At 71.8% G+C, this 25,521-nt stretch carries 26 protein-coding genes and 1 pseudogene; 14 read left to right on the top strand and 13 right to left on the bottom strand.

Annotation, left to right across the window (positions count from 1 at the left end):
* Positions 1-122 precede the first annotated feature (122 nt).
* Positions 123-950 carry a mycofactocin-coupled SDR family oxidoreductase gene (locus CRYAR_RS25930; RefSeq protein ID WP_035855793.1) on the top strand — a complete coding sequence of 276 codons (828 nt, stop codon included), beginning with the start codon at positions 123-125 and terminating at the stop codon, positions 948-950.
* A gap of 3 nt (positions 951-953) precedes the next feature.
* On the opposite strand, the gene CRYAR_RS25925 is transcribed toward CRYAR_RS25930, so the two are convergent.
* Positions 954-2,951 carry an APC family permease gene (locus CRYAR_RS25925; protein ID WP_211247633.1) on the bottom strand — a complete coding sequence of 666 codons (1,998 nt, stop codon included), beginning with the start codon at positions 2,949-2,951 and terminating at the stop codon, positions 954-956.
* Positions 2,952-3,034: 83 nt separating this feature from the next.
* A complete protein-coding gene (locus CRYAR_RS25920; protein ID WP_035855792.1) occupies positions 3,035-3,697 on the bottom strand; it encodes an SDR family NAD(P)-dependent oxidoreductase in 663 nt (220 codons plus the stop codon).
* Positions 3,698-3,745: 48 nt separating this feature from the next.
* Here CRYAR_RS25920 and CRYAR_RS25915 point away from each other — a divergent pair, with 48 nt between their 5' ends.
* The gene (locus CRYAR_RS25915) at positions 3,746-5,512 is read left to right on the top strand and encodes a thiamine pyrophosphate-dependent enzyme (protein WP_035855791.1); all 1,767 of its coding nucleotides are present in this window, start codon (positions 3,746-3,748) and stop codon (positions 5,510-5,512) included.
* 3 nt (positions 5,513-5,515) lie between these two features.
* Here the strand turns inward: CRYAR_RS25915 and CRYAR_RS25910 are convergent, their stop codons facing one another.
* Together CRYAR_RS25910 and CRYAR_RS25905 are read right to left on the bottom strand one after the other, a co-directional pair.
* Positions 5,516-6,859: a PP2C family protein-serine/threonine phosphatase gene (locus CRYAR_RS25910; RefSeq protein WP_157018056.1), complete on the bottom strand. Its 1,344-nt coding sequence runs from the start codon at positions 6,857-6,859 to the stop codon at positions 5,516-5,518.
* Positions 6,860-7,123: 264 nt separating this feature from the next.
* Positions 7,124-7,780, bottom strand: coding sequence for a TetR/AcrR family transcriptional regulator (locus tag CRYAR_RS25905; RefSeq protein ID WP_035855788.1), 657 nt, complete (start codon positions 7,778-7,780; stop codon positions 7,124-7,126).
* Between the two features lie 99 nt (positions 7,781-7,879).
* On the opposite strand from CRYAR_RS25905, the gene CRYAR_RS25900 reads away from it, so the two are divergent.
* Both CRYAR_RS25900 and CRYAR_RS25895 read left to right on the top strand, forming a co-directional pair.
* Entirely contained in the window at positions 7,880-9,415 is a 1,536-nt protein-coding gene (locus tag CRYAR_RS25900) for an MFS transporter (RefSeq protein WP_063725764.1), read from the top strand.
* 98 nt (positions 9,416-9,513) lie between these two features.
* A complete protein-coding gene (locus CRYAR_RS25895; protein ID WP_035855785.1) occupies positions 9,514-11,037 on the top strand; it encodes a catalase in 1,524 nt (507 codons plus the stop codon).
* Between the two features lie 7 nt (positions 11,038-11,044).
* Here the strand turns inward: CRYAR_RS25895 and CRYAR_RS25890 are convergent, their stop codons facing one another.
* A complete protein-coding gene (locus CRYAR_RS25890; protein ID WP_211247632.1) occupies positions 11,045-11,527 on the bottom strand; it encodes a MarR family winged helix-turn-helix transcriptional regulator in 483 nt (160 codons plus the stop codon).
* A gap of 87 nt (positions 11,528-11,614) precedes the next feature.
* Here CRYAR_RS25890 and CRYAR_RS25885 point away from each other — a divergent pair, with 87 nt between their 5' ends.
* Entirely contained in the window at positions 11,615-12,187 is a 573-nt protein-coding gene (locus CRYAR_RS25885) for an NADPH-dependent FMN reductase (protein ID WP_035855782.1), read from the top strand.
* A 183-nt stretch (positions 12,188-12,370) separates the two neighbouring features.
* Entirely contained in the window at positions 12,371-14,035 is a 1,665-nt protein-coding gene (locus CRYAR_RS43655; RefSeq protein WP_157018054.1) for a GGDEF domain-containing protein, read from the top strand.
* On the opposite strand, the gene CRYAR_RS25875 is transcribed toward CRYAR_RS43655, so the two are convergent.
* Entirely contained in the window at positions 13,946-14,623 is a 678-nt protein-coding gene (locus CRYAR_RS25875; RefSeq protein ID WP_035866385.1) for a cyclase family protein, read from the bottom strand. The genes CRYAR_RS43655 and CRYAR_RS25875 overlap by 90 nt on opposite strands.
* Before the next feature lie 38 nt (positions 14,624-14,661).
* Complete coding sequence (locus CRYAR_RS25870) at positions 14,662-15,141, bottom strand: NUDIX domain-containing protein (RefSeq protein ID WP_051570958.1); 480 nt, start codon at positions 15,139-15,141, stop codon at positions 14,662-14,664.
* Positions 15,142-15,185: 44 nt separating this feature from the next.
* Between CRYAR_RS25870 and CRYAR_RS25865 the strand changes: the two genes are divergently transcribed.
* The 5 genes from CRYAR_RS25865 (at position 15,186) to CRYAR_RS25845 (ending at position 18,914) form a co-directional block, all read left to right on the top strand.
* Positions 15,186-15,683 carry a hypothetical protein gene (locus tag CRYAR_RS25865; RefSeq protein ID WP_035855780.1) on the top strand — a complete coding sequence of 166 codons (498 nt, stop codon included), beginning with the start codon at positions 15,186-15,188 and terminating at the stop codon, positions 15,681-15,683.
* Between the two features lie 52 nt (positions 15,684-15,735).
* Entirely contained in the window at positions 15,736-16,458 is a 723-nt protein-coding gene (locus CRYAR_RS25860; RefSeq protein ID WP_035855778.1) for a dienelactone hydrolase family protein, read from the top strand.
* Positions 16,459-16,480: 22 nt separating this feature from the next.
* Positions 16,481-17,170 (top strand): hypothetical protein, encoded by a 690-nt coding sequence (locus CRYAR_RS25855; protein ID WP_035855776.1) that lies wholly within the window; start codon positions 16,481-16,483, stop codon positions 17,168-17,170.
* Between the two features lie 77 nt (positions 17,171-17,247).
* Positions 17,248-18,024, top strand: coding sequence for an SAM-dependent methyltransferase (locus CRYAR_RS25850; RefSeq protein WP_051570957.1), 777 nt, complete (start codon positions 17,248-17,250; stop codon positions 18,022-18,024).
* On the top strand, positions 18,021-18,914 hold the full coding sequence (locus CRYAR_RS25845) for a fructosamine kinase family protein (protein ID WP_157018052.1): 894 nt from the start codon (positions 18,021-18,023) through the stop codon (positions 18,912-18,914). The genes CRYAR_RS25850 and CRYAR_RS25845 overlap by 4 nt, the downstream gene beginning before the upstream one ends.
* Positions 18,915-18,967: 53 nt before the next feature.
* Here CRYAR_RS25845 and CRYAR_RS25840 read toward each other — a convergent pair whose 3' ends face one another.
* Positions 18,968-19,336, bottom strand: a complete 369-nt coding sequence (locus tag CRYAR_RS25840; protein ID WP_051570956.1) for a hypothetical protein — start codon at positions 19,334-19,336, stop codon at positions 18,968-18,970.
* Positions 19,329-19,711 (bottom strand): annotated as a pseudogene (locus CRYAR_RS44640) (winged helix-turn-helix transcriptional regulator). The gene CRYAR_RS25840 and the pseudogene CRYAR_RS44640 overlap by 8 nt, the downstream one beginning before the upstream one ends.
* Positions 19,712-19,777: 66 nt before the next feature.
* Here CRYAR_RS44640 and CRYAR_RS25830 point away from each other — a divergent pair.
* Positions 19,778-20,374: an NADPH-dependent F420 reductase gene (locus tag CRYAR_RS25830; protein ID WP_035855770.1), complete on the top strand. Its 597-nt coding sequence runs from the start codon at positions 19,778-19,780 to the stop codon at positions 20,372-20,374.
* 27 nt (positions 20,375-20,401) lie between these two features.
* Complete coding sequence (locus tag CRYAR_RS25825; protein ID WP_035855766.1) at positions 20,402-20,755, top strand: hypothetical protein; 354 nt, start codon at positions 20,402-20,404, stop codon at positions 20,753-20,755.
* A gap of 29 nt (positions 20,756-20,784) precedes the next feature.
* Here CRYAR_RS25825 and CRYAR_RS25820 read toward each other — a convergent pair whose 3' ends face one another.
* Positions 20,785-22,173, bottom strand: a complete 1,389-nt coding sequence (locus CRYAR_RS25820) for a serine hydrolase domain-containing protein (protein WP_035855763.1) — start codon at positions 22,171-22,173, stop codon at positions 20,785-20,787.
* 82 nt (positions 22,174-22,255) lie between these two features.
* Between CRYAR_RS25820 and CRYAR_RS43650 the strand changes: the two genes are divergently transcribed.
* On the top strand, positions 22,256-22,858 hold the full coding sequence (locus CRYAR_RS43650; protein WP_051570955.1) for a TetR family transcriptional regulator: 603 nt from the start codon (positions 22,256-22,258) through the stop codon (positions 22,856-22,858).
* Positions 22,859-22,977: 119 nt separating this feature from the next.
* On the opposite strand, the gene CRYAR_RS25810 is transcribed toward CRYAR_RS43650, so the two are convergent.
* The 3 genes from CRYAR_RS25810 to CRYAR_RS43645 all read right to left on the bottom strand — a co-directional run bounded on the left by CRYAR_RS25810 (position 22,978) and on the right by CRYAR_RS43645 (position 25,479).
* A complete protein-coding gene (locus CRYAR_RS25810; RefSeq protein ID WP_035855760.1) occupies positions 22,978-23,505 on the bottom strand; it encodes a hypothetical protein in 528 nt (175 codons plus the stop codon).
* A gap of 151 nt (positions 23,506-23,656) precedes the next feature.
* Entirely contained in the window at positions 23,657-24,547 is an 891-nt protein-coding gene (locus CRYAR_RS25805; RefSeq protein ID WP_035855759.1) for a TIGR03564 family F420-dependent LLM class oxidoreductase, read from the bottom strand.
* Between the two features lie 47 nt (positions 24,548-24,594).
* The gene (locus CRYAR_RS43645; RefSeq protein WP_051570954.1) at positions 24,595-25,479 is read right to left on the bottom strand and encodes a LysR family transcriptional regulator; all 885 of its coding nucleotides are present in this window, start codon (positions 25,477-25,479) and stop codon (positions 24,595-24,597) included.
* Positions 25,480-25,521 lie beyond the last annotated feature (42 nt).

The following is a 25,521-nucleotide window of genomic DNA, read 5'->3' as shown; positions in this document are numbered from 1 at the left end:
GTTCGCCTCCCGACGCCGACGCCAGCATTGTCACCCGGGGGTACGACGTTTCCGCGCCGAGCCCCCGGGTGGCGGTGCTCCGGCTACGGTCTGGTCCACAGTCGATCGGAGGGAGCAGCGACGTGGCTGGACGGTTCGAGGGCAAGGTTCTGTTCGTCACCGGTGCGGCGCGCGGACAGGGCCGCAACCACGCGGTCCGCTTCGCCGCGGAGGGTGCCGACGTGATCGCGCTCGACGCCTGCCGGGACATCGAGACCGTGGGCTATCCCGGGGCCACCCGCGCCGACCTCGACGAGACCGTCCGGGCGGTGGAGGCGCACGACCGGCGGATCGTCGCGTCGGTGGTCGACGTCCGCGACCGGGCCGGCGTCGTCGCCGCGCTGGAGGAGGGCGTCGCCCAGCTCGGCCGGGTGGACGTGGTCAGCGCCAACGCCGGGATCGCCGGGTTCGCGGCCGCGGCCGACCTCACCGAGGAGGCCTGGCGGACGATGATCGACGTCAACCTGACCGGGCAGTTCTTCACCGCGCAGGCGGCGATCCCGCACCTGGTCCGGCAGGGCGACGGCGGCTCGATCGTGTTCACCAGCTCGATCGCCGGGCTGAAGGGCACCGGGTTCCTCAGCCACTACTCGGCGGCCAAGCACGCGCTGGTGGGGCTCGCGCGCAGCCTGGCCAAGGAGCTCGCGCCGCACCACGTCCGGGTCAACACGATCCACCCGACGAACGTCGACACCCCGATGATCCAGAACGACAACCTGAAGACGCTGTTCGGCGGCCCCGGCCTCACCCGGGAGGAGTACTCCGCCGCGATGACGCCGATGAACCTGCTGCCGGTTCCGTGGGTGGACGTCGACGACGTGACCGAGGCGCTGCTGTTCCTCGCGTCGGACGCCGGCCGTTTCGTGACCGGCACCGCCCTCCCGGTGGACGCCGGGGTGATCGCCAAGTGACGCTCAGGCGCCGACGTGGATGCCGGGCCGGCGCGCCGGATCGGGCTCGGCTTCGCGGAGGATCTCCCGGGTCACCGGGGCGGTGTCGCCGCGCCCCAGCAGGAAGTAGCGGACCATGTGCACCAGCGGGCTGCCCTCGGCCCAGGCGAAGTAGCAGTGCGGGCGCACGCCGGTGGTGTCGCGCAGCGCGAGCAGGATCGCGGCGATCGCGTTGGGCGCCGCCGGAGCCTCGGCCCGCAGCACCCGGTGCACACCGACCTGCACGCCGCGCACGACGAGCGTGTCGCTGAAACTGGACGGGTCGATGACGTCGATCTCGAGGAAGATCACGTCGGCGCCGCCGGGCACCGGGTTGTCGCCACGCTGCTCGAGTTCCTTGTCCGCGTACTCGGCGTCGTCACCGGCCTGCCGCCGGTTGGCGATCAGGTTGACCCGCCCGTCGTGGGTGATCGTGTCGGTGAGGAACTGCCGTGCGGTCTCGTCGAACGTGATGCGGTCGGCGCGGAGCTCGGTGGTGCGCGACACCCGGGAGATCAGCGAGATGACGACGATGGCGGCGATGAACAGCCCGGAGATCGCCAGCCCGTCGGGCTTCTCGATCACGTTGTCGACGAGCGCGTAGAGCAGCACCGCGGTGAGGACGCCGAAGCCGACGCCGGCCAGGCGGTGGCGGTGCCGGACCGCCGAGACGGTCACGGCGAACGCTCCGGAGACCATCATCGCCAGGATGCCGGTGGCGTAGGCGCCGGCCTGGGCGTCGACGTCGGCGCCGAACGCGATCGTGATGACGATGCTGATCACGGTGTAGACGAGCACGACCGGCCGCACCGCCCGACCCCACTCCGGAGCCATGCCGTAGCCGGGCAGGTAGCGCGGCACGATGTTCACCAGACCGGCCATCGCCGAGGCACCGGCGAACCACAGGATCAGCACGGTGCTGACGTCGTAGACGGTGCCGAACGTCTCGCCGAGCTTCTCGTGGGCCAGCCAGGCCAGCGCGCGCCCGTTGGCCCCGCCGCCCTCGTCGAACTCGGCCGCCGGGATCAGGACCGTGGTCACGAAACTGCTCGCCAGCAGGTAGACGCTCATGATCAGCGCCGCCGCGGTGAGCAGCTTGCGGGCGTTGCGGATCCGCGCGCGCAGGCGTTGCTCGGCGGTCTCGCCCTCGGCGGCGATCAACGGCATCATGCTGACGCCGGTCTCGAACCCCGACAGGCCGAGCACCAGCGCCGGGAACGCGAGGATCGCGGGGAGCGCGAGGTCGGAAACCACGCCGCCGTTCCCGTCGGTGAGCGCGCCGACCCACGCCGACCAGGCGCCGTCGGTGGTGACGACGTCGACCAGGCCGACGACGACGATGACGGCGTTGAGCCCGAGGAAGATCGCGACCAGCGGGATCGCGACGCTCACCGCCTCGGAGAACCCCATCAGGAACACGCCGCCGAGCACCAGCAGCAGGATGACGGTGAGCGCGACCGCGTGGCCGTGCACGGCGTCCGGGACGTGCGGGTTCTCCAGGACGTGGAGGCTGGCGTCGGCCGCCGACAGCGTGATCGTGATGATCCACGACGTACAGACGAAGCCCAGCAGCACGAGGACGAAGATCTTGCCCCGCCAGAACGGCAGCAGCTCCTCGAGCATGGCGACCGAGCCGGCGCCGTGCGGGCTCTCCTTCGCCACCCGCCGGTACATCGGCAGCATCCCCAGCAGGGTCAGCGCCACGATCAGCAGCGTGGCCAGCGGCGACACCGCACCGGCCGCGGCGGCCGCGATCGCGGGCACGTAGGCGAGGCTGGAGAAGTAGTCGACGCCGGTCAGGCACATCACCTTCCACCAGGCGTGCTGCTCGGCGTGTGCCTCACCGGCGGCGGGACCGACCGGCTGCACCTGGTGCTTGAGCAACCACCGCGACAATCCGCTGCCGGGCTGGTGACCCGGCGCCGGGGTCTCCACCACCGCGGGAACCGCGTAGTCGACCGGCACGCTCTGCTCGTCGGACACCCTGAGCCTTCCACCGTCGTTCGGGACGGAGGTCACCGTCGGGTCAACGCTACGGCCCCGTGTCGTGTGGGTGCCTCGCGGGCCTACGCCTCGGGCAGCGGCGTGTGGAAGTGCCGGAACCCCTCCCGCGACCGGTGCAGCGTCCACACGTGCTCGGCGATCGCCGGCCCGTTCGTCACCGGGTCGTCCTCCCGGATCGCCCCGGGAACGATCAGCTGGGTCACGTGCACACCATCCCCCGCCACCACGTCGTGCAGCATCCGCGCGTAGGCGCTCTCGGCCGCGAACGCCACCGACGTCCCGGCCACGGCCGCGTTCGGACGGGCCGCCGAGCCGCCGTTGACCAGCACCACCGTGCCGCGGCCCAGCTCACGCATCCCGGGCAGCACCTGCTGGATCGCCGCCATCGGACCGTGCACCGAGAACTCCACCGCGGCGGCGAGATCGTCGTGCGTCGTCTCGAGCACCGGCCGCAGGAATTCCCGCGCCGGGATCGGGCTGTACTGCAGCACCTCGATCGGCCCGAGCGCCGCGGCCGCGTCGGCCAGCGCGGACGCCAGCCCCGACCGGTCCCGGACGTCGGCGGCGAAGCCGCGAACCGTGAGGCCCTCGGCCGCCAGCTCCGCGGCCGGCCCGCCGGCCCCGCTCCGGGACAGGAGCGCGATCGCGAACCCCTCCCGGCCGAACCGCCGCGCGACCGCGGCTCCCACACCCGGACCTGCACCCACGATGGCAAGCGTCGTCACACCCCCACTCTAGGTTTCAACCCGGCACAGGTCGGTACCCGGCGTCGCATGGGACGCATCGCAGCCGAAGCACTGATCGAGCGACTCGCCGAGTGGGGTGTCGACACCGTCTACGGGCTGCCCGGCGACGGCATCAACGGCATCATGGAGGGTCTGCGCCGCCATGCCGACCGGGTGAAATTCGTCCTCGTCCACCACGAGGAAGCCGCCGCGTTCATGGCCACCGCCCACGCGAAGGCCACCGGGAGGATCGGCGTCTGCCTGGCCACCTCCGGCCCCGGCGGCCTCCACCTGCTCAACGGCCTGTACGACGCCAAACTCGACCACGCCCCGGTCCTGGCGATCACCGGCCTGCAGGAGACCAGCGTGCTGGGCAGCGGCTACCAGCAGGAAGTCGCTCTCGACCAGGTCTTCGCCGACGTCGCCGAGTACAACCTCGTCGTGACCAACCCGTCGCAGCTGCCGGGCGTCGTCGACAACGCGATCCGCACCGCCTACGCCCGGCGCGGCGTCGCGCACCTGACGGTGCCCAACGACGTGCAGGTCGCCGACGCGGACGCGGACCCGTACCAGTCGGTCGCGATGGCGAACCCGCCCGCGAGCGCACCGATCTACCTCCCGGCGCCGGGCCGCCCCCGCGACCAGGACCTGGACGCCGCCGCCGAGGTGCTCAACGCGGCCGCCAAACCCGCGATCCTGGCCGGCGTCGGCGCACTGCACGCCCGCGCCGAACTCCTGGCGATGGCCGACGCGCTCGGCGCCCCGGTGATCAAGACGCTGCCGGGGAAGGCCGCGATCCCCGACGACTCGGAGTTCGCGGTCGGCGGCATCGGCCTGCTCGGCACCCGTCCCGGCGAGGAGTTGATCGAGGACTGCGACACGCTCCTGATGGTCGGCACGAACTTCCCGTACACCAAGCACCTGCCCGAACCGGGCAAGGTCCGCGTCGTCCAGATCGAAGCGGACCCGACGCGGGCCGGAGCCCGGCTCCCGACCGAGGTGCCGATGATCGGGGACGCCAAGGAGGCGCTGAGCGCGCTCCTGCCGCTGGTCCGGCGACGGGAGGACCGCGCGCACCTGGAGAAGTACCAGAAGCTCATGGCGACGTGGCGTGCGGACATGTCCGACCTGGAGAACCCCGGGCGCACGCCGATCGCCCCGCAGTACCCGATCGGCGTCGTGAACGAGCTGGCCACCGACGACGCGATCCTCACCTGCGATTCCGGCACGATCGCGACCTGGGCGGCGCGCCACTGGACGATCCGCGGCGAGCGGCAGTTCTACCTGTCGGGCAACCTCGCGACGATGGCGCCGGGCCTGCCGTACGCGATCGCGCTGCAGCACGCCTACCCCGGCCGCCAGGTGATCGCGTACGTCGGCGACGGTGGGTTCGCGATGTTGATGGCCGAGTTCCTCACCGCGGTGCGGGCCCAGCTCCCGGTCAAGATCGTGATCAACAACAACAATTCGCTCGGCCAGATCCTCTGGGAGCAGATGATCCTCGGCTACCCCGAACACGGGGTGCGCTTCGAGCAGCCGGCCAGCAACTTCGCGGCCTGGGCCGAGGCGTGCGGCGGCTACGGGCGGAAGGTCACGGATCCGGCCGACGTCCGGGACGCGATCGCGGGCGCGCTGGCGTTCGACGGCCCGGCGCTCGTCGACGTCGACGTGAACCCGGACGAGCCGCCGCTGCCGGGCAAGGTCGGCTACGAGCAGGCGTCGAAGTTCGCGCAGTCCTGGCTGAAGGGTCAGCCGAACAAGATCGCGACCGCGACGACGCTGTTCAAGGACAAGATCAGCCAGCTCGGCAAGTGACCGTCAGGGGACGCGGAACGCCAGCATCGCGACGTCGTCGTGGTGGGCGAAGCCGCGGTGGTCGGTCAGCAGCGCTTCGAGCAACCGCTCGAGCGGCAGGTGCCCGTGCTCGCCCAGGAACCGTCGTAGGTGCGCGATACCGTCGTCCAGGCTGGTGCCGGGGATCTCGACCAGGCCGTCGGTGTAGAGCAGCATCGTCGTGCCGGCCGGAAGCGGTTCGGTGTACGTGAGGCGGGGCGCGTTCGGGCGGACGCCGAGCATCAGCCCGGTCGGGTGGAGCAGACGCGTGCTGCCGTCCGCGGCGCGCAGGATCGGCGGCGGATGGCCCGCGGGCGACCAGCGCAGCACCCGCCCCGGTTCGGGGTCGGTCTCCGCGGCGTCGGTCTCCACGGTGGCGGTCTCCACGGTGGCGACGAACGCGGTGGCCATCGTGCGGTCGCCCAGGGCGTCGTTCGCCGCGTCCAGGCGTCGCAGCGCGTCGGCCGGGCTGATGCCGCGGTCGAGCAGGTAGGCGCGCAGCATGTTGCGCAGCTGCCCCATGTTCGCCGCCGCGCGGATGTCGTGCCCGGTGACGTCGCCGATCACCAGCGCGAGCCGGCCGTCGGGCAGGCAGACCGCGTCGTACCAGTCGCCACCGACCTGGTCGGCGCGGTGCGCGGGCTGGTAGTGCGCGGCCAGCTCGAACGGCGCCGCCTCGGGAAGGACCGGGAGCATCGCCCGCTGGAGGGTCTCGGCGACCGTGATGCGGTCGTGCAGGTGGTTGGCCCGCTCCAGAGCCAGCGTGACGTAACCGGCCAGCGACAGGATCACCGCGCGCTCGTCCACGTCGAGACGCTGGGGCGCCGTCCACGCGAAGCGCAGCGTGCCCAGCGGCCCCTCGTTGCCTATCAGCGGCGCGCAGACGAGCGCCTGCCAGCCGATGGCGTCCAGGTCACCGACCTGGTCGGGGAACGCGGCGCCGAACTCGTCGCGGCTGCCGAAGAAGAGTGGACGGCGCTCGCGGACGGCGCGCGCGGCGGACCGGTCGCCGGCGGCGGGGACCTGGGCCCACCGCTCGGCCGGGCCGGGCGGCAGCGGGTCGGTGGTCACCAGGTCGAGCCGCCCGGTGGCCCGGTCGAGCAGCATGATGCCGACGTGCGCGGGCGCCAGATCCCCGCTGACCAGGTCGGCGACCGCGCGGACGACGTCGTCGACGGTCATCGCGCCCTGCAGCGCCTCACTGGCGCCGAGCAGCAGCCGGCTGTGGCGCAGGGCCTCGTCGGCCACCCGGTGGGCCTCGTCGGCCATCCGGTGGGCCTCGGTGCGGGGCGGGCCGGCGACTTCGGCGCGGGGGAGAGACGGATGCACGGCGTTCTTGGCGCTCCGGTCGGGGAGCGCCCGGCGGTCGGCCGGACCCTCCAGATGGCCCGCCGGGCACGGCGGATTTCCTCGTGTGTTCGGGCGAACCCGCGAAGGGCCGTTGCTCGACGCCGGCCCCGGAGGGCTCGGCGTTCGATTCTACCGAGGGAGACGACGATTCGCCGCTCAGCAAGTCGCTTCCCGGAGCGGTGGCCGGAACCTCGCGTAGGTGAACTTGCCGGTCATCGTGGTGGAACGCGACCTCGGCCGGGGTCAGGACGGTGTCGTGACCGGGGCCGTCCACAGGCCGACCAGGGCGTCGGCCAAGGTGTTCGCGGCGGCGTCCCAGCTGAAGTACGGGCTCTCGCGTCCCTCGGCGAGCATGCGCTCGCAGTCGGCGAGCGTCGAGACGATCAGCTGGCGGGTCATGTAGTTGCGGGCGATCCGCACGTCGGCCGGCAGCGGCGGGAGGCAGCGGTTGAGGCCCTCGAGGATGACGTCGAGCGTCGGATCGGTGAGCGCCTCCTGGACGACGATCTCGCGGAACGCGGGCTCGGCGTTCACCTGGGCGCCGAACCGGGCGTGCCACGTCGGGGTGCCGAGGGACTCGAGGTACTCGACTACGGGCAGTACCCAACAGGAGATCCAGTCCCGGGCCCGGAGCGACCCGGCGATCCGCTCCACCAGCGCGCGCCGACGCGCGGCGATCGGCCCGTTGTGGCGCCTGACGATCGCGCGCACCAGGTCGGTCTTGGTGCCGAAGTGGTAGGCCACCGCCGCGTTGTTGCCCTGCCCGGCGGCCTCGCTGACCTGCCGGTTCGACACGTTGTTCAGCCCGCGTTCGGCGAACAGCCGCTCGGCCGTGCTCAGGATCGCGTCGCGGGTCGCTTCCGAGCGAGGCCCCTTCGTCTGCTGCTGGTTGTGACTCATGGCACCACCTACCGCCTTGACTCTTGCATCAGACAACCGATTCCATGGAGTGAAGTCAAGCAACTGATTTAACTTTTTCGCCGAGTCGAAAGTTCTCTCGTGACCACGACAGCACCCGCCCCGCGGACGAACCTGATCGTCGCCGTCCTCGCTCTGGGCGGTATCGCGGTGTCCCTCATGCAGACGCTGATCATCCCGCTCATCCCGGAGCTCCCGACGCTGCTGCACGCGGCGCCGAGCGACGCGGCCTGGGCGATCACCGCGACGCTGCTCGCGGCCGCGGTCGCCACCCCGGTCGTCGGCCGGCTGGGCGACATGTTCGGCAAGCGGCACCTGCTGCTGTTCAGCCTCGGCATGATGGTGGCCGGCTCGGTCGTCGGCGCGCTGAGCGACAGCCTCACGCCGATGATCGTCGGCCGCCTCCTGCAGGGCGCGTCCGCGGGCGTGATCCCGCTCGGCATCAGCCTGATGCGTGACGCCGTTCCGCCGGAGAAGCTCGGCTCGGCGACCGCGCTGATGAGCGCGTCGCTCGGGATCGGTGGTGCGCTCGGCCTGCCGACGGCGGCGCTGATCGCCGACCACTTCAACTGGCACGTGCTGTTCTGGGTCTCGGCCGCGCTCGGTGCGGTCGTGGCCGTGCTGGTCGTGGCGATCGTGCCGCACTCGACCGTGCGCACCGGCGGACGCTTCGACGTCCTCGGTGCGATCGGGCTGTCCGGCGCGCTGGTCTCGTTGCTGCTGGCCATCTCGAAGGGCGGCGACTGGGGCTGGAGCAGCGGACTGACGCTGGGGCTGTTCGCCACCGCGGTGATCGTGCTTGCCGCGTGGGGCTGGTGGGAGCTGCGGACCACGGCGCCGCTCGTCGATCTGCGGGTCACGGCGCAGCCGCGGCTGCTGCTGACGAACGCGTCGTCGATCGCGATCGGCTTCTCGATGTTCTCGATGTCGCTGGTGATCCCGACGCTGCTGCAGCTGCCGGCCGTCACCGGGTACGGCCTCGGGCAGAGCATGCTGGCGGCCGGCCTGGTGATGGCGCCGTCGGGCCTGGTGATGCTGGTGGCGGCCCCGCTGGCGGCGACGATCGCACGGGCTCGGGGCTTCAAGCTGACGCTGATCGTCGGCGCGCTGATCGTGGCGCTGGGCTACGCGTTCGGCGCGGTGTTCATGGACGAGATCTGGCAGCTGGTCGTCTCGACCTGCATCATCGGCGCCGGGATCGGGTTCGCCTACGGTTCGATGCCCGCGCTGGTCATGGCGTCGGTGCCGGTGACCGAGACGGCCGCCGCGAACAGCCTGAACACGCTGATGCGCTCGCTCGGCACGTCGGTGGCGAGCGCGGTCGGTGGCGCGATCCTCGCGAACATGACGGTGGCGTTCGGCCCGGCCACCGTGCCGTCCCAGACCGGTTTCCGCGTCGTGCTCTGGATCGCGGTGGGCGCCGCGGTGGCCGCCGCGGCGATCGCGGTCTTCATCCCGCCCCCGTCCGCGAACGCCGCGGCGGCCCCCGCCGCCGCACCCGACGCGGACGCCCCGCTCGCGGACGCCCCACTCTCGAACGCCCCACTCTCGAACGCCCCGCTCCCGGACGCGTCCGCGACGAGCGGGGAGCGGGAGGGCGAGCCGGCCGCGCGCTGAACGCCATCGGGCGCTGGGGCGGATCGTTTGTTTGAACGGTTCCAGAAATGGCCACCCGAGCGGGGTAAGCCTCACCGACGTCAGGAGGTAGGCACCGCATGACTGCTCCCCAGCGCCCACCCACCACGAACGACGCGGGCAATCCCGTCGCCAGCGACGAGTACTCGCTCTCCGTCGGCCCCGACGGTCCGCTGCTGCTCCAGGACCACTACCTGATCGAGCAGATGGCGAACTTCAACCGGGAGCGCATCCCGGAGCGCCAGCCCCACGCCAAGGGCGGCGGCGCGTTCGGCACGTTCGAAGTCACCCAGGACGTCACCCCGTACACCCGCGCGGCCGTATTCGCTCCCGGCGCGCAGACCGACGTCGTGATCCGGTTCTCCACGGTGGCGGGGGAGCGCGGCAGCCCCGACACCTGGCGTGACCCCCGCGGGTTCGCGGTGAAGTTCTACACCAGCGAGGGCAACCTCGACATCGTCGGCAACAACACGCCGGTGTTCTTCCTGCGTGACCCGATGAAGTTCCAGCACTTCATCCGTTCCCAGAAGCGCCGTGCCGACAACAACCTGCGCGACCACGACATGCAGTGGGACTTCTGGACGCTGGTGCCGGAATCCGCCCACCAGGTCACCTGGCTGATGGGTGACCGCGGTATCCCGCGCACCTGGCGTCACATGAACGGCTACTCGAGCCACACCTACTCGTGGATCAACGCCCAGGGCGAGAAGTTCTGGGTGAAGTACCACTTCAAGACCGATCAGGGCGTCGAGACGTTCACCCAGGACGAGGCCGACCAGATGGCGGCCATCGACACCGACTACCACCAGCGCGATCTGTTCGAGCACATCCGGGACGGCGAGTTCCCGAGCTGGACGCTGAAGATGCAGATCATGCCGTTCGAGGACGCCAAGACCTACCGGTTCAACCCGTTCGACCTCACGAAGGTCTGGCCGCACGACGACTACCCGCTTCACGAGGTCGGCAAGCTGACGCTGAACCGGAACGTCAGCGACTACCACGCCGAGATGGAGCAGGCCGCGTTCGAGCCGAACAACATCGTGGCCGGTACCGGGCTCTCGCCCGACAAGATGCTGCTGGCCCGGGGTTTCAGCTATTCCGACGCGCACCGGGCACGGCTCGGCGTCAACTACCGGCAGATCCCGGTCAACTCGCCGCGGGTGGAGGTGCACAGCTACTCCAAGGACGGAGCGATGCGCATCCACAACGTCAGCGACCCGGTGTACGCACCGAATTCCTACGGCGGCCCGAAGGCCGACCCGCGGCTGACCGACGACGGCGGCACCTGGTATTCCGACGGCGAGATGGTACGCACCGCGTACACGCTCCGGCCCGAGGACGACGACTGGGGCCAGGCCGGGACGCTGGTGCGCGAGGTGCTGACCGACGAGGAGCGGGACCGGCTCGTCGACAACATCGTCGGGCACCTGCTCAACGGGGTCAGCGAGCCGATTCTGGCTCGCGCTTTCGAGTACTGGCACAACGTCGACAAGGGTCTGGGTGACCGGGTCGAGGCCGGGGTCCGGGCCAAGCAGTCCGAGACCGATCCGAAGGCCGCCGATCAGGCCAACCCGGCGCGCTCCAGCGCGCAAGCCAAAGCCTGACCGTCGCTCAGCACGCTCCCCCCTCGTCGCACGGCGTCGGCGGGGGAGCGTCGGCGGCGACGCGTTCGAACGCCGCGGTGAGGCGCCGCAGGTCCAGCCCCTCCAGGTGGTCGAACAGGTTCCGGCGGACGCTCGCCAGGTGATCCGGCCAGGCGTCCTCGAGCCGGCCGAATCCGTCGTCGGTGAGCACCGCGTCCCAGCCGCGCCCGTCGTCACAGGCCCGTTCGCGCACGACCAGGCCCGCGCGCTCCAGCCGCGTGACGATCCGCGACACCCCGCTGAGCGACAGCGTGCACGCGGCGGCGAGCTCGCTCATCCGCAGCCGCCGTCCGGGTGCCTCGGACAGGAACATCAGCACGCTGTACTCGCTCATCGAGAAGCGCTGTTCGTGGAGCAGATCGGCGTCGAGAGCACGGGGCAGCGCGAGCATCGCCCGGTTGAAGGCGCGCCAGAACGCGATCTCGTCCGGCGTCAAGGGCTCTCGCGTCATGGCCCCCATAGTACTTGCTTGACAAAGCAAGGATCTCGACGTTTGCTTGACGCAGCAAGTAAACCGACTTCTGGAGAGACACCCCTCATGGCCCGTATCGGGATCATCCTCGGCAGTACCCGTCCCAACCGGAACGGCGAGCAGGTGGCCAAGTGGGTCCTCGATGTCGCGTCGCAGCGCGGCGACGCCGAGTACGAGCTGGTCGACCTGCGCGACTACCCGCTTCCGCACCTGGACGAGCCGATTCCGGCGTCGGCCGGGCAGTACCAGAACGACCACACCAAGCAGTGGGCGGAGAAGATCGCCTCGTTCGACGGGTACGTGTTCGTCACGCCGGAGTACAACCACAGCACGTCCGGTGTGCTGAAGAACGCGATCGACTACCTGTACGCCGAGTGGAACAACAAGGCGGCCGGCATCGTCTCCTACGGTGGCGTCGGCGGGGCCCGGGCCGCCGAGCACCTGCGTCTGATCCTCGGTGAGCTGCAGATCGCCGACGTCCGCGCGCAGGTGGCGATCTCGATCGTCACCGAGTTCGAGAACTTCAGCGTCTTCAAGCCCAACGAGTACCTCGCGGGCTCGTTGGCCACGCTGCTCGACCAGACCGTGGCGTGGAGCACCGCCCTGCAGTCGGTCCGGAAGGCCCCGGCCGGCGTGTGACCCGATCCGGCCACCCCGCTTCCGGCGGGGTGGCCGGAATGCCGTTACTCTGTGCTTTATGGCGGCTACGGTAAGTCACCAACCGAGCCGCACCCGATCAGCAACACCACCGCCCTCGCTCTTCACCGGCCTGCTCCGATGGGTCTTCCGTCACCAACTCGGCGGACAGCGATGGATGTGAGCATGCGGGGACCACGAGAGGTCGCGAACGGCGGTGTGGCCGCCGCCAGACGGCTGACGGCGCTGGACGTGATCCGCGGCGACCGCGTCCTGGCCCTCGCGGTGGCGCTCGGCGCCGCGTTCGTCGTCGTCCACGCGCTTCTCGCCGCGTTCGGCGGGCCGGCCCTGCGCTCGCTCGCGGACGCCCTCGCGTCGGTCGTCCTCCTCGTGACCTTCGGGCTGATGCTCACCGCCGCCCGGGGCCGCCGCGTGCGCCAGGGGACCGGCCGGATCTGGCTGCTGTTCGCCTTGTCGACGGCGCTCGCCGCGGGTGGCTGGGCGGCATGGAAGGGGTTCGCGCCGATCGCGGACGCGTTCTTCGTCGCGGCGGCGGCCGTCGCGATCGTCGGCTTCCTCGCCGCGCTCCACCCCGACCACCGCTCCGGGCGGTTCTGGCTCGGCTTCGACCTCGTGCTGGTCGCGGCGGGCGCGGGTGCGCTGGGCTGGCGCCTGTTCCTGGACGCGGGGCTGGACCCCGCGGTCGCCTCCGACCGCACGACCGCGATCGTGTACCCGATCTGCGGGCTGGCCACGGTGCTGTTCCTGGTGCCGATGGGCGTCTTCGGCGGACGGCGGTTGCCCGCGTCGCTGACGCTCGTCGGCTGGGCGCACGTCGTCGCCGCGGCCTGCGGGTGCCTGACGCTCGTCGCCGGGATCAGCGGGCGGTTCGACCCGGCCGACCCGGTGCTCGCCAGCGCCTACCAGGCCCCGGTCGTGCTCCTGGCGCTCGGCGCGCTGACCGCGATCCGTTCCCCGGAGTCCGAAGGCGTCCACTTCCCGGTCGGCCGCGACGTGACGATGCTGCCGTCGCTGGTCGCGGCCGGCGCCGCGGTGATCGGCCTGGTGCTCGTCGACGCCAAGACCACCGGCGTGCAGGTTCCGCTGCTGGTCGCCGGCCTGGTGGTGATCGGCCTGCTCACCCGGCTGGCGCTGGTGGTGCGCGACCGGACACGGCTGGCCGACCAGCTGGCCGAGGCGCTCGCCGAGCAGCAGCGGCTGGCGATCACCGACCCGCTGACCGGGTTGTCGAACCGGCGGTACTTCGAGCAGTCGCTGGCCACCGAGGTGGTGCGGGCCCGGCGCAACAAGCGGCCGCTGAGCCTCGTGGTGCTCGACCTGGACCACTTCAAGCAGATCAACGACCGGCACGGCCACCCCGCCGGCGACGCCGCGCTCGTCCAGGTCGGGACGCTGCTGCAGGTCATCACCCGAGACTCCGACGTCGTCGCCCGCTACGGCGGCGAGGAGTTCGTCTGGCTGCTGCCCGACACCGACGAGGAGGGCGCCGCCGCGATGGCCGAGCGCCTGCGCGGGACGCTGGCGTCGCACCCGGTGGCGCTGCCCAGCGGCGACCCGCTCTGGATCACCGGCTCGCTCGGCGTGGCCTCGGCCCGCGAGACGATCGACGCCACCGTGCTGACCGCGTCCGCGGACGAGGCGATGTACCGGGCGAAGAGCGAGGGGCGCAACCGGGTGGTGCGGGCCACGGCGCCGCACGGCTCGTCGGGGCCCGGGTCGCCGGCGGCTCCGGAGCCGGGGTCACACGGCGGCGAAGGCGCGGACCGGGGTGTTCCCGACGCCGGTGAGCCGCGGCGGGGCCGCGGTGAACCGGGCGCCGTGCGGCGGTAGCCGGTCCAGACCGGTCAGGTGTTCGACGACCGGCAGGCCGGTGGCGAGCAGCACCGGGGGCGCGGCCCCGTCGAGGCCGACGAGCGCGGCGTCGTGATCGGCCAGCCACCGGGCCCCGTCCGCGGTGAGGTGCGGGTTCTCCTCGCCGGTGTGGAACAGGACGGCCCGGCCGCCGACGTCGAACGGCGCGAGCGACCCGACCCCGACGGCCCGGGCACCGGCGCCGAGCGTGCGGACCACGACCGCGGGGAGGTCGGCGACGCGGTCGAGAGCGAGCGCGCCGCCGGTGATCGTCGTACCCGCGGTGCTCAGGTCGACCAGCCGCCGCTCGTCCGCGGGCGTCGCCGGGTTCGGGGCCGACGGCCCGCCGCGCGTGCCCTTGTGCGCCTCGGCCAGGACGCGCAGCGCGGTGACGTCGACGTGTTCGCTCATCAGCAGCCCGAGCGAGCGGACGAACAGCGTCGCGACCTGGTCCGCGGAGACGTCCGCGGACGGCACGTCGACGCGGAACCCCGCGACCGCCAGGTGTCCACCGTTGGAGAACTCCACCCGGGCGTCGAACTCCGCGCGGAACTGCTGTGCGTCCATGGCCGTGATCATCGCCGCGGAGCCGTCGTCGGGGGTAGTCAGCGTTTCTGTACGTCGGGTTCAGTCTCGCCGAACTCGAGGTAGAGGGTGTGGCCGGTCGCGAGCGCCCGGGACGCGGCCCGCACCCGCCGGGCCAACTGCGGTGCCATCCGGGTGTCGACCTCGTCCGGGCCGCACCACGCCCACGACCGCAGCTCGTCGGGCGGCAGGCGGACCACGGCGTCGCCGGGGAACTCACCGGCGAAGACGAACATCAACCCCTCGGTGCGGGTTCCCCGGGGCGGTACCCAGTCCACGACCAGCAACCGGCCCGGTGCGACGCGCAGCCCGAGCTCCTCCTCGATCTCGCGCGCCGCCGCCGCGCGCGGGGACTCGTTCCGCTCGACCGTGCCGCCGGGGATCTCCCAGTCCGGTTTGTAGGTGGGTTCGACCAGCAACACCCGCCCGTCCCCGTCGGTGAACAGCACGGCCGCCGCGCTGCGCTTGGCCGGAAGCGTCGCGGTGTAGTCCGGAACCATGTGCCCGACGCTAGCCGCCGCACGGGCCTGACATCATCCGGTCCGTGACGATCGACGCGCACGATCTCGACGCCGCGACCGCCGACCCCGAGTCGCCCGCCTGGTCACGCATCTGGGGCGAATCCTGCCGCCAGGGAACGTGCACCCCCGGCAGCCCGGCGCTGCTGCCCTGGCTGGCCCGGACCAGCGCCGGTTTCCGCGAAGGCCTTTCCGGAGCCCCGTCCGGGACCACCTGGGTGTATCTGCGCCAAGCCGTGCTCGGCTTCGACGGTGACGAGGTCTGGGGGAGGTCGTTGGACCGCGTCAACGACGGCGGGGCCGACGCGGTGTTCCCGGAGTGCGACGACGAACTGCTCCTCGAGCTGACGTCGGACAACCCGCTGATCACGCCCGGTCTGAGCAGCCCGCTGGCCGTCCGGCTCCACGACGAGGCCGTGAGCGCCGGACACGACGCGGTGGCCACCACGCTGACCCACCTCTTCGGGCAGGTGACCTGCCCCGGGTGCGACGCGACCTTCGACCTGGCCGATCACGTGGTGTGACGTCGGCGCGGATCGGCGGAATCGTCGGACGGTGTCGTTAGGCTCTCGCGGCGTGAAGCTGATCGAGGAACGAATCGTCGTGCCCGGCGAGATCAACGCGGCCGTCCTGCGCCCCGTCGGGGACGGCCCCTGGCCGGGGGTGCTGCTCTACACGGACATCTTCCAGCTGACCGAGTCGACCCTGCGTACCGCGCGCCGGTTGGCCGCGGAGGGGTTCCTGGTGTGCCTGCCGGAGATCTACCCGCACGGGCCCCTGGCCGGGGTGGCGCTGGAGTTCGACGACGCGGGCAAGCAGGCCGGGCTGGACGGTGCCGCCGCCCGGACGACCGCGGACTTCGACGCCGACCGCGTCGCGGTCCTGGATCACCTCGCGGCCCGCCCGGACGTGTCCACGCTCGCCGTGACCGGCTTCTGTCTCGGTGGTCACCTCGCGTTCCGGGCCGCCTTCGATCCCCGGGTCGAGGCAACGGTCTGCTTCTACCCCACCGGCCTGCACAACGGTGCTCTCGGCGCCGACACCGCCGACAGCCTCGCCCGGGCCGCCGACGTCCGGGGCCGCCTGATGATCGTGTTCGGCTCGCGCGACCCGCACGTCCCGGCCGAGGCCCGCCTGGCCACGATCACGCAGCTGTACGCGGCCGGTCTGACCGATCTGGAGCTGCACGTGTACCAGGGCGGCGAACACGCGTTCATGCGTGACGTCGGCGCACGGTACGACCCCGAGCTGACCGATCTGGCGCTCGCGTCGGCGGTCTCGTTCTTCCGGGGCCGCTAGCCGCGCCTTCTACACTGGAGCGATGGCGCACGACGTCGGCGGACGCGCGGTGCTGCTCGTCGCCGGTGCGACGTTCCTCGGTGCGCTCGCGGCGGCCGTGCGTGGTGTCGGCCGTCTCTTCCACAGCCTCGGCACCGACCACGGTTCGCCCCTCACGCCGGGGCAGACCTGGCTCACGGTCGCGGGCGTCGTCGCCGGCGTGGCGGTCACCGTCGTGGCCGCGGTGCTCGTCGTCCGCGACCACGAGGGTTTCTGGTTCCTGGCGGCCGCTGTCGTCGGCGTCGCGCTGAGCACCGTCCCGCTCTACCTGCGCGACACGACGCTCGACGTGACCGGCGCGGGCTTCCACCGGGCGCACTACTACTTCAACGCGCGTGACTACCGGATCTACAACGGCACCGGGGCGCCGATCCGGGTGTGCGCGGGGCGCGACGGCGTCTGCGAACCCACCGCGCCCGCGCCCGCGCTCGGGGCGCCCGGACTCCGCATCGCCGCGGGCGAGGTGGCCCGGGTCGACTGGCCGTCCGAACGCGCCGCCGACGTGCGGCTCACGATCGTCGGCCCGCCGGTCTCGATGGGCCGCCACGACACCCGCCTGACGATCAGCGAGCCCCCGGAGTCGTCGTCCGACGACGCGCCCGCGCCCCCGGCGCCCTATCAGCCGCCGCCCGTTCCCCTGCCGATCCCCGGCAACCCGGTGCCGCTGCGGTGACCCGGGGCCGGTCACGCAGAGTGGGCGGCGTTGCCTAGGATCTCGGTTCGACGGCTTCCTCCGCAAAGGACATTCCCATGACCGATCCCGCCATCGACGTCACCCGGCCGAGCAGCGCGCGCGTGTGGAACTACCTGCTGGAGGGCAAGGACAACTTCGCCGTCGACCGGGAGCTGGGGGAGGCGCTGCGCTCGGCGAACCCGGCGATCGCGGCGGTCGCGCAGGCCCAGCGCCGGTTCCTCATCCAGGCGGTCACGCACCTGGCCGGCGAGGTGGGCATCCGGCAGTTCCTCGACGTCGGCACCGGCCTCCCGACGGCCGACAACACCCACGAGGTCGCGCAGCGCGTGGCCCCGGCGTCGCGGGTCGTGTACGTCGACAACGACCCGCTCGTACTCGCCCACGCCCGGGCGCTGCTGACCAGCTCGGCCGAGGGGAAGACCGCGTACATCGACTCCGACGTGCAGGACCCGGAGCGGATCCTGCGCGACGCCGCCGGGACGCTCGACTTCCGCGAGCCGGTGGCGCTGACGATGATCGGCATCCTGGGCAACGTCGCCGACTACGACGAGGCCCGCTCGATCGTCGAGCGGCTGCTCGCCGCCGTGCCGTCGGGCAGCTACCTGGCCGTGAGCGACGGGACGAGCACCAGCGCGCAGAGCGTCGAGAGCCAGCGGGTCGCCAAGCAGAGCGGCCACCCGTACAACCTGCGCACGCCCGACGAGATCGCCGGCTACTTCGAAGGGCTGGAGCTGCTCGAGCCGGGTGTGGTGCCGACCTCGCAGTGGCGGCCGCAGCCGGGAGCGGACGCGGAGGCCCTCGACGTCTACTGCGCGGTGGGCCGCAAACCGTGACGGGGCGGCTGCCGGACCGGCTCGCCGCGGCCGGACTGGCGCCGCTCGACGTCCGCCCGACCGGCGAGGGCTTCGCGGCGGTGTCGGCTCTCGTCACGCTCGCGGACACGCGTGAGGTGTTCGCGAAGACGTTCGCCACGCGGCCGGACGGTGACGTCTTCGCGCGGGAGGTCGAGGGCCTGGAGGCGCTGCGCGGTGCGGGGCTCACGACGCCCGACGTGGTGCACCGCGACGAGGACCTGCTCGTACTGTCGCCGCTGCGACCGCGTGCGGACACCGAGTCGTTCTGGGAACACCTGGCGCACGACCTGGCGCGGATGCACCGGACGACGGTCAGCGACCGGTTCGGCTGGCCCCACGACAACTGGCTCGGGTCGATGCGCCAGCACAACACCTGGCACGACGACGGGTTCACGTTCTTCGCCGAACGCCGTGTGCTGCGTTGGCTGCCGGAGCCGCGCGTCGCCGCGAAGCTCGACGCCACCGACCGCGCCGCGCTCGAACGGCTGTGCGCGGCGCTGCCGGACCTCCGGCCCGCGAGCCCCGCCTGCCTGACGCACGGCGACTTCTGGACCCAGAACGTCCTCGCCACCGCCGGCGGCCGACCGGCCGTGATCGACCCGGCGGTCTCCAACACCTGGGCCGACGTCGACCTCGCGCACCTGTGGTCGACCCCGCACCCGCCGGAGGCCGAGCGCTTCTTCCCCGTCTACGCCGAGCTGACCGGCGCGGAACCGGGCTGGACCGACCGCCTGGCCTACGTGCAGCTGCGTCAGCATCTCGCGCTGATGGCGATGTTCGACGACGACTGGGGCTCCACCGAAGCCGTCCGCAGCCTCGTCGCCCCGTTCCGCCGGACTGGCCTATCCCGCTCCGGGCCGGGCGCGTGACCACAGCTCCGGGTGCCGGGTGATCGCGGTGGTGTTGTCGACCCACTGATCGATCACACCGACGAGCGGGAGTTCCCGGAGCGCGGCGTCGGAGATCGCGGAGCCGAGTGCGCCGACGAACCGTCGACGGTCACCAGGTGGGTGGGGTAGCCGAGAACCTCCTTCGGGAGGCGTTCGGAGAGCATCGCGGAGATGTCGGCGCCCAGCGCGGCGCGGTCGTCCTCGGCGAGGAACAGCTGGAGCCGCGGTCCCCAGTCGTGATCGGTGGAGCGGGCCGTATCGAACCCGAGAACCTCGGAACCCGCCCCCAGCAGCGCCGCCGCGAGGGGTGTCGCCGGGAAATGGGCCGCCAGCAGCGGCGCGACGTGCTCGGCCCACAACCGCGCGGACAGCACCAACCCGGGCACGAACGGCTCAGCCATGCCCCCGGTCCGGCCCGGTCGTCGTCGGGAGTCGTCGAACGTCGTCCAGGTTCTGGGCCTCAGTGCTCAGGTGGAGCTCCTGGGCCTCGAACAGCTCGTCCCCGTGGTCGGTGACCCAGGTGGCGAGGGCGCGCATCGGCCCGTCGGCGAAGCTCCGGCCCAGCGAGGTCAGCGCGTAGTCGACTCTCGGCGAAGCCTCGGCACGATACCGGCGTTCGATCAGGCCGGTGCCCAGCAATCGGTTCAGCGCCTCGGTGAGCACCTTCCGGAGTCCAACGCGGCGAGCACCACGGGGTCCCAGGTGTGTGCGAAGAGATCGATCGCCATCCGGACCCGGCAGTCGGCCACCGCTTCCCGACGATCACTGGGTCCCATGCCCACCATGGTGGCAGGCGCGGCGCGCACCGGATGGTGCGTTTCGGCCGGCCTATCGTGCCGGGCATGCGGATCGGAATTCTCGGAACTGGTTCCCTCGCGACGGCTCTCGCGACCGGCTGGTCGCGCGCCGGGCATCACATCACCGTCGGTGGGCGGTCGCCGGACAAGGCCACCGCACTCGCCGACACGGTCGGCGGCCACGTCCGCCCGGTGCCGGACGTGGCCGCCGACGCTGACGCGGTTCTGCTCGCGGTCTCCTGGAGCGGTGTCCCGGACATGCTGCGTGCGGCCGGGCCGCTCGACGGTGTGCCGCTGATCGATCCGACGAACGCGGTCGACCACGGCGTCGGCGTCCTCCACGCGTCACCGGCCGAACACATCGCCGCGACGGTGCCGGGTGCGCACGTCGTGAAGGCGTTCCACCTCTTCCCGTCCGGCGTGTGGACCGACCCCCGCGACAGCACGGTGACCGTCGTGATGTGCGGTGACGATCAGCGCGCCCTGTCCGTCGTCGGAACGCTCGTCACCGACGTCGGAGGTGCGCCGGTCGTGCTGGGCGGCCTCGCTCGTGCGCGCCAGCTGGAAGAGGTCGCGGGCTTCGTCATCGGGCTGGCCTTCTCCGGCGTCGACCCCCGCTCGGCGGTCCCGTCCGCACCCTGACGCGGCCCGGCCTGGCACGATCGCGGGGTGAACGATGCGCGCGAAACGCTGCGGCGCGAGTTCGGATCCGCGCCGGGCTCGTTCATGGCGACGCTGTACGCGGACCGGGTCTGGGACCGCGAGGCGTTCGGCCGGATGGAACGGGCGATGCGCACGGTCTGTGCCGCCCACGCCGACCGGGACCAGCTGGATCGGTGGCTGGCCGAAGGCTTCTACTACGTCTCGACCTGGGTCCCCGACCACACCGCGCACAGCGCGTTCCCGCGGCCCGAACCGGTGGACTACTACGACGCGTGCGTGACTCGTCTGCAGGACCTGGCCGCCTGGTTCTTCCACGGCTGGCACGTCTACCGGGAGCCGCACGACTGGGACGACCTGTGACCGCCCCGGCGTGCAGCGGCGAGCACCGTTCAGTCGGTGCGCCGGTGGGCGCGGCCACCGAAGTGCACGTAGGTCGGTCGGCCGTCCGGTTGATCGGGGTTGAAGAAGGCCGCCAGCAGCGCGGCGTCGGCGATCGGAAGTTTCAGCAGGAAACCGTCCTCGCGGGTGGTCGGCTTCAGCGGCAGGTCGACCATCGGCGGCAGGGCCTCCACGTCCGGCCCGGTGCGGGTCGGGACGAACGAGGCGACCAGACTCGACTCCTCGGCCTCGGCCACCTCCACGCGGAAGCCCGCGCGTTCGTACGTCCCGACGTACCGGGCCGGGTCGGCGACGGCGGAGGAGCGGAGTTGTCCGGGGTCGGGCCGGGGGCCGACGCCGAGTCGTTCGCCGAACAGCCACGCGGCCAGCTCCCGGTAGAGGCCCAGGGCGCTCTCCACGTTCGTCTGCAGGCAGAACCCGAACCGCTGGTCGGGGGCGACCCGCAGGAACGCGTTCTGGCCGATCGAGTTGCCGTCGTGACCGATGACCCCGACCTCGCCCCACCGGTCCAGGATCCAGCCGAGGCCCCACCCGTCGCCCAGGACGGTGTCGTCGACGAGGTCGATCTGCCGGGCCTGCATGCCGGCGACCGCGTCGGCGGACAGCAGCCGGGTGCCGTCGGCCGCCACGCCGCCGCGCAGGTGCAGGCGGACGAACTCCAGCACGTCGCCCGCGCTGGCCACGATCGACGCCCCCATCGGGCCGCAGGACCGGAACAACCCCCAGGTCGTGCTCACCGTCAGCGACGAGGGATCGTCCGGGTCGGGAACGTGTCCGACGGCGACCGGGTGCAGGATCGCGTCCTCGGGAAAGGCGACCGTGTGCCGCAGGCCGAGCGGCTCGAACAGACGGGTGCGCAGGGCTTCCTCGAACGGGACGCCGATGATCACCTCGACCACGCGGCCGAGGATCGCGTACCCGCTGTTGCTGTAGCTCCAGAGCGTGCCGGGCGGGCAGATCTGCGGAAGATCGGCGATCCGGTCGATGTAGCGCCGCAGGGCGTCGTCGCCGCGGCCGGTGTCGAGGAAGACGTCTCCGTCGAAGCCGCTGGTGTGGCTTAACAGGTTGCGGATCGTCACGGTGTCCCGCGCGTCCTTGTCGGCGACCTGGAAATCGGTGAGGTACCGCCGAACCGGGGCGTCCAGTTCCACCAGCCCCTCGTCGACGAGCATCAGCACCAGGGACGCTGTGTACAGCTTGCCGATCGACCCGGGCAGGAACAGGGCGTCGGTGCCGGCCCGGGCGCCCGTTCGCAGGCTCAGCACGCCGGCGGCGACCTCGGTGATCGTGTCGCCGTCGAGGACGGCGAGCTGCGCCCCGGGTATCCCGTGCCGGTCGATCAGCTCGGTCAGTTTCGTCGCGAGCTCGTCCGGACCCATGTCCCACACTCCCTTACCTACGGTGTAGGTCGTTTGTACCTACACTGTAGGTCTGGGTCAAGGGGCGTGGATAATCGCGGGCATGCCTTCGCTGACGCGTGACCAGATCCTGTGGGCCGCGATCCGCATCGCCGACGAGGAGGGCGCGGACGCCGTCACGCTGCGCCGCATCAGCTCCGACCTCGGGGTGCACGTGACGTCCCTCTACAACCACGTGCCCACCCGCGACGCGATCACCGACGGCATGTTCGAGGTGCTTCTCGCCGAGGCGAAGCTGCCGACGCAGCCGGTGCCCTGGGAAGACTGGGTGAGGCGTTTCTTCGCCGCGATCGCCGACATCGCCACCACCCACCCCGGCGCGTTCCACGCCGTGGAACACCGGCCCGTTCAGGGATCGCGGGCCACGGCGTCGTTCGAGATCGCGATCGCCGCGTTCGTCCAAGCGGGCTTCTCCACGCTCGACGCGTACGCCGCGGTGAAGACCGTCGCGCTGCTCGCCGCCGCGGTGGGGTGGGAGAAGAGCAAGGACGCCCGGGGCGAAGCGCTGGAGACACGCCTCGACGACCTGTCGGCCGACGCCTTCCCGCTCGTCCGGTCGATCGCCGTCACCGCGCAGCCGGAGGCGGCCTGGACCTTCGCGGTCGAGACGGTGATCGCCGGCCTGCGCGCCCGCCTCGAGCAGTGACCCACGCGCAGATCTCCGCCGGCGACGCCGTGGTGTTCGGCACCGACCGGCGCCTCCGCGCGCGGAGGCGCCGGTGTACTGACCGACCTGGCCGCCCGCGTGCCCTCGCGCCGGCGCGATCAGAACTGACTGAAGATCTTCTCCGCGACGAGTTCACCGATCGCGATGTTCTGGGAACTGGCCGCGCCACCGTTGGCGGCGGTCGTGTAGACGTCGACGTAGACGTTGAGCTCCCGGACGAACAGGTGCCCCGACGGGGTCCGGTACGCCGCGTCGCTGAGCCCGTCGATGTCCTGCGAGCCGGGCTCCCGCTTCTCGAAGTCGTCGGCGGACGTCGCCGAGATGAACACGGTGAGCACACCCTGCTCGAGTTCCCACCGGCAGAACCGGTCGAGGCCCTCGGTCGACCGCGACCGGTCGATCCGGGTGATCTCCCGCCTGGTGATCCCGTTGACGTCGGCCGGAGTCAACAGCGTGCACGGGTTCGGCAGGTTGCCGTTCTCGTCGAAGGCGCCACTGCTGACGGGCTCGGTGTAGGTCTCGTCCGGAATCGAGTCGTTGGAGATCGAGATACCGCTGCAGCCGGTGACGGCGAACAGCCCGGCTGCGGTGACGGCGATGAAGAGGCGGAGGCTCCTGGCGGTCATCGTGCGTGCTCCTCGGGAGGGGATGGTCCAGGCGATGCCGCCGGCCCTACGCACAGAGTCCCTGGTGAGGTAGTCGGGCACGATCAGCGGAACAACGGTCGGACTGTGCGTCCGACAACAGCGCCGACGACCGACCGGGTACCGGCCCGCGTCAGGTCAGGGCAGCGAGGAACTCGATCGTGCGAGTGCGGTCCGCTCCCGATCCCAGCAGGATCGCGACGATGTCGGTCGCACCGGCGTCGAGGTGTCGCCGGAGTTCTCGTTCGACTGTCGTCTCGTCACCGGCGACGACCGTGTCCTGCGGCCCGGCGGCGCCACCGCGGTCGAGGATCGCGCGGTAGCTGGGCAGCTGCGCGACCATCGCGAAGTTCTCGGCGGCCCAGCCGCGTAGTTCCTCCGGGTGCGACGTGAGGCCGACCGGCACCGCCGTGACCACGCGCGGCGTCCGAGCGCCCGCCGCCTTGCTGATTTCCGGCACGACGTAGTCGGACAGCGCGGCGGGCGTGGCCCAGGTGACGACCGTACCGTCGGTCAGCTCGCCGGCCACCCGCAGCATGGCCGGGCCGAGCGCACCGACGAGGACCGACGGCGCGGCGGCCAGCGGCACCCCGACCGCTCCGACCGCGGTCAGCGTCTCGCCGCGGACCTCGACGCTCTCGCCGTGGAGCAGCGGGACCAGCGCGGACAGATACTCCCGCAGGTGGCGGGCCGAACGGTCGAAGGAGTAGCCGAACTGGCCTTCGACGATCGGCCGGTGGCTGACGCCGACTCCGAGCGTCAACCGGCCACCGACGGCTTCCTGCACGGTCAGCGCCTGCGCGGCCAGCGTCAGCGGGTGCCGGGGGTAGGTCGGGACGACCGCTGTCCCCAGCTCGATGCCCGGTACGTCGTGCCCGGCCAACGCCACGGTGGTCAGCGCGTCCCGGCCGGCCAGCTGGCTCAGCCAGACCCCGGACAGGCCGACCTTCGCCGCGGCCCGGGCCTGCTCGGCGACCTCCGGCAGCGACAGTCCGAAATCGTTGAGGGCAAGTCCGATGTACATGGATCGAAGCCAACCAGCCGTCCGGACACGGCGGTAATGCCGATGGATCAGGCCGCGCCATGCTCCCAGGACATGGCGTGCGCGTGGTCGACGAACTCTTTCGCGGCCCGGGTGGCGGTGTGCGCCGGCAGCGCGATGTCCAGGCGGCTCGGCGCCAGTCCCTCGACCGGGCGGACCAGCACACCCGGGATCGCCGTCCCCTGCAGCGTCGACCCGTGCGCGAACGCGACGGCCCGGCCCAGCACGACGGCGGCGAGCATCTCGAGCGCGGTCTCCGCCCGGGGACCGGACCGGCCGCGGTGCGCGCCCGCGCCGGCCCAGTGGTCGGCGTCCGCGGACGACATGCCGGACCAGTAGGGGACCGGCTCGTCCCGAAGATCGGCGAGGGTGAGCCGCTCGGCGCTCGCGAGCGGATGCCCGACCGGCAACAGCACCATGCGTGGCTCCCGCGCGACCTCGTCGGCGACGATGTCACGCCGATCGAAACAGTCCCGGAGGAACGCGACGTCGGCCCGGCCGGCCCGAAGTTCGTCGGGCCGCGACGCGCCGTCGTAGGGCTTCAGGTCGACCGTGACGTCCGGGTGGGCCTTCTCGAACGACCTGCTCACCGCCGCGACGGCCCTCACGTCACAGGCCGGGACGGTCACGCTCAGCGTCTCGGCCCGAGCCGAGACGCGGGCCCGGTCGAGCGCTGCGCGGGACCGGTCGACGATCGTGTAGGCCTCCGCGAGCAACGTCCGTCCCGCGTCGGTCAACTCGGTCGACCGGGACCCGCGAACGAACAACGGGACGCCCACCGTGCGCTCCAGCGCGCGCACCGCTCTGGACAGGGCCGGCTGGGTGATCGTGAGACGCCCGGCCGCACGCGTGATGCTTCCGGTCTCGGCCACCGCGATGAGGTAGCGAAGGTGTCGTAAGTCGAGTTCGGGCACGCCCCCAGTGTCCCCGCCGACGTCGACCGACCCGAAAGCTGA

The sequence above is a fragment of the Cryptosporangium arvum DSM 44712 genome, from assembly GCF_000585375.1.
Taxonomy (GTDB): Bacteria; Actinomycetota; Actinomycetes; order Mycobacteriales; family Cryptosporangiaceae; genus Cryptosporangium; species Cryptosporangium arvum.
This window is presented reverse-complemented; position numbering and strand designations above follow the sequence as displayed.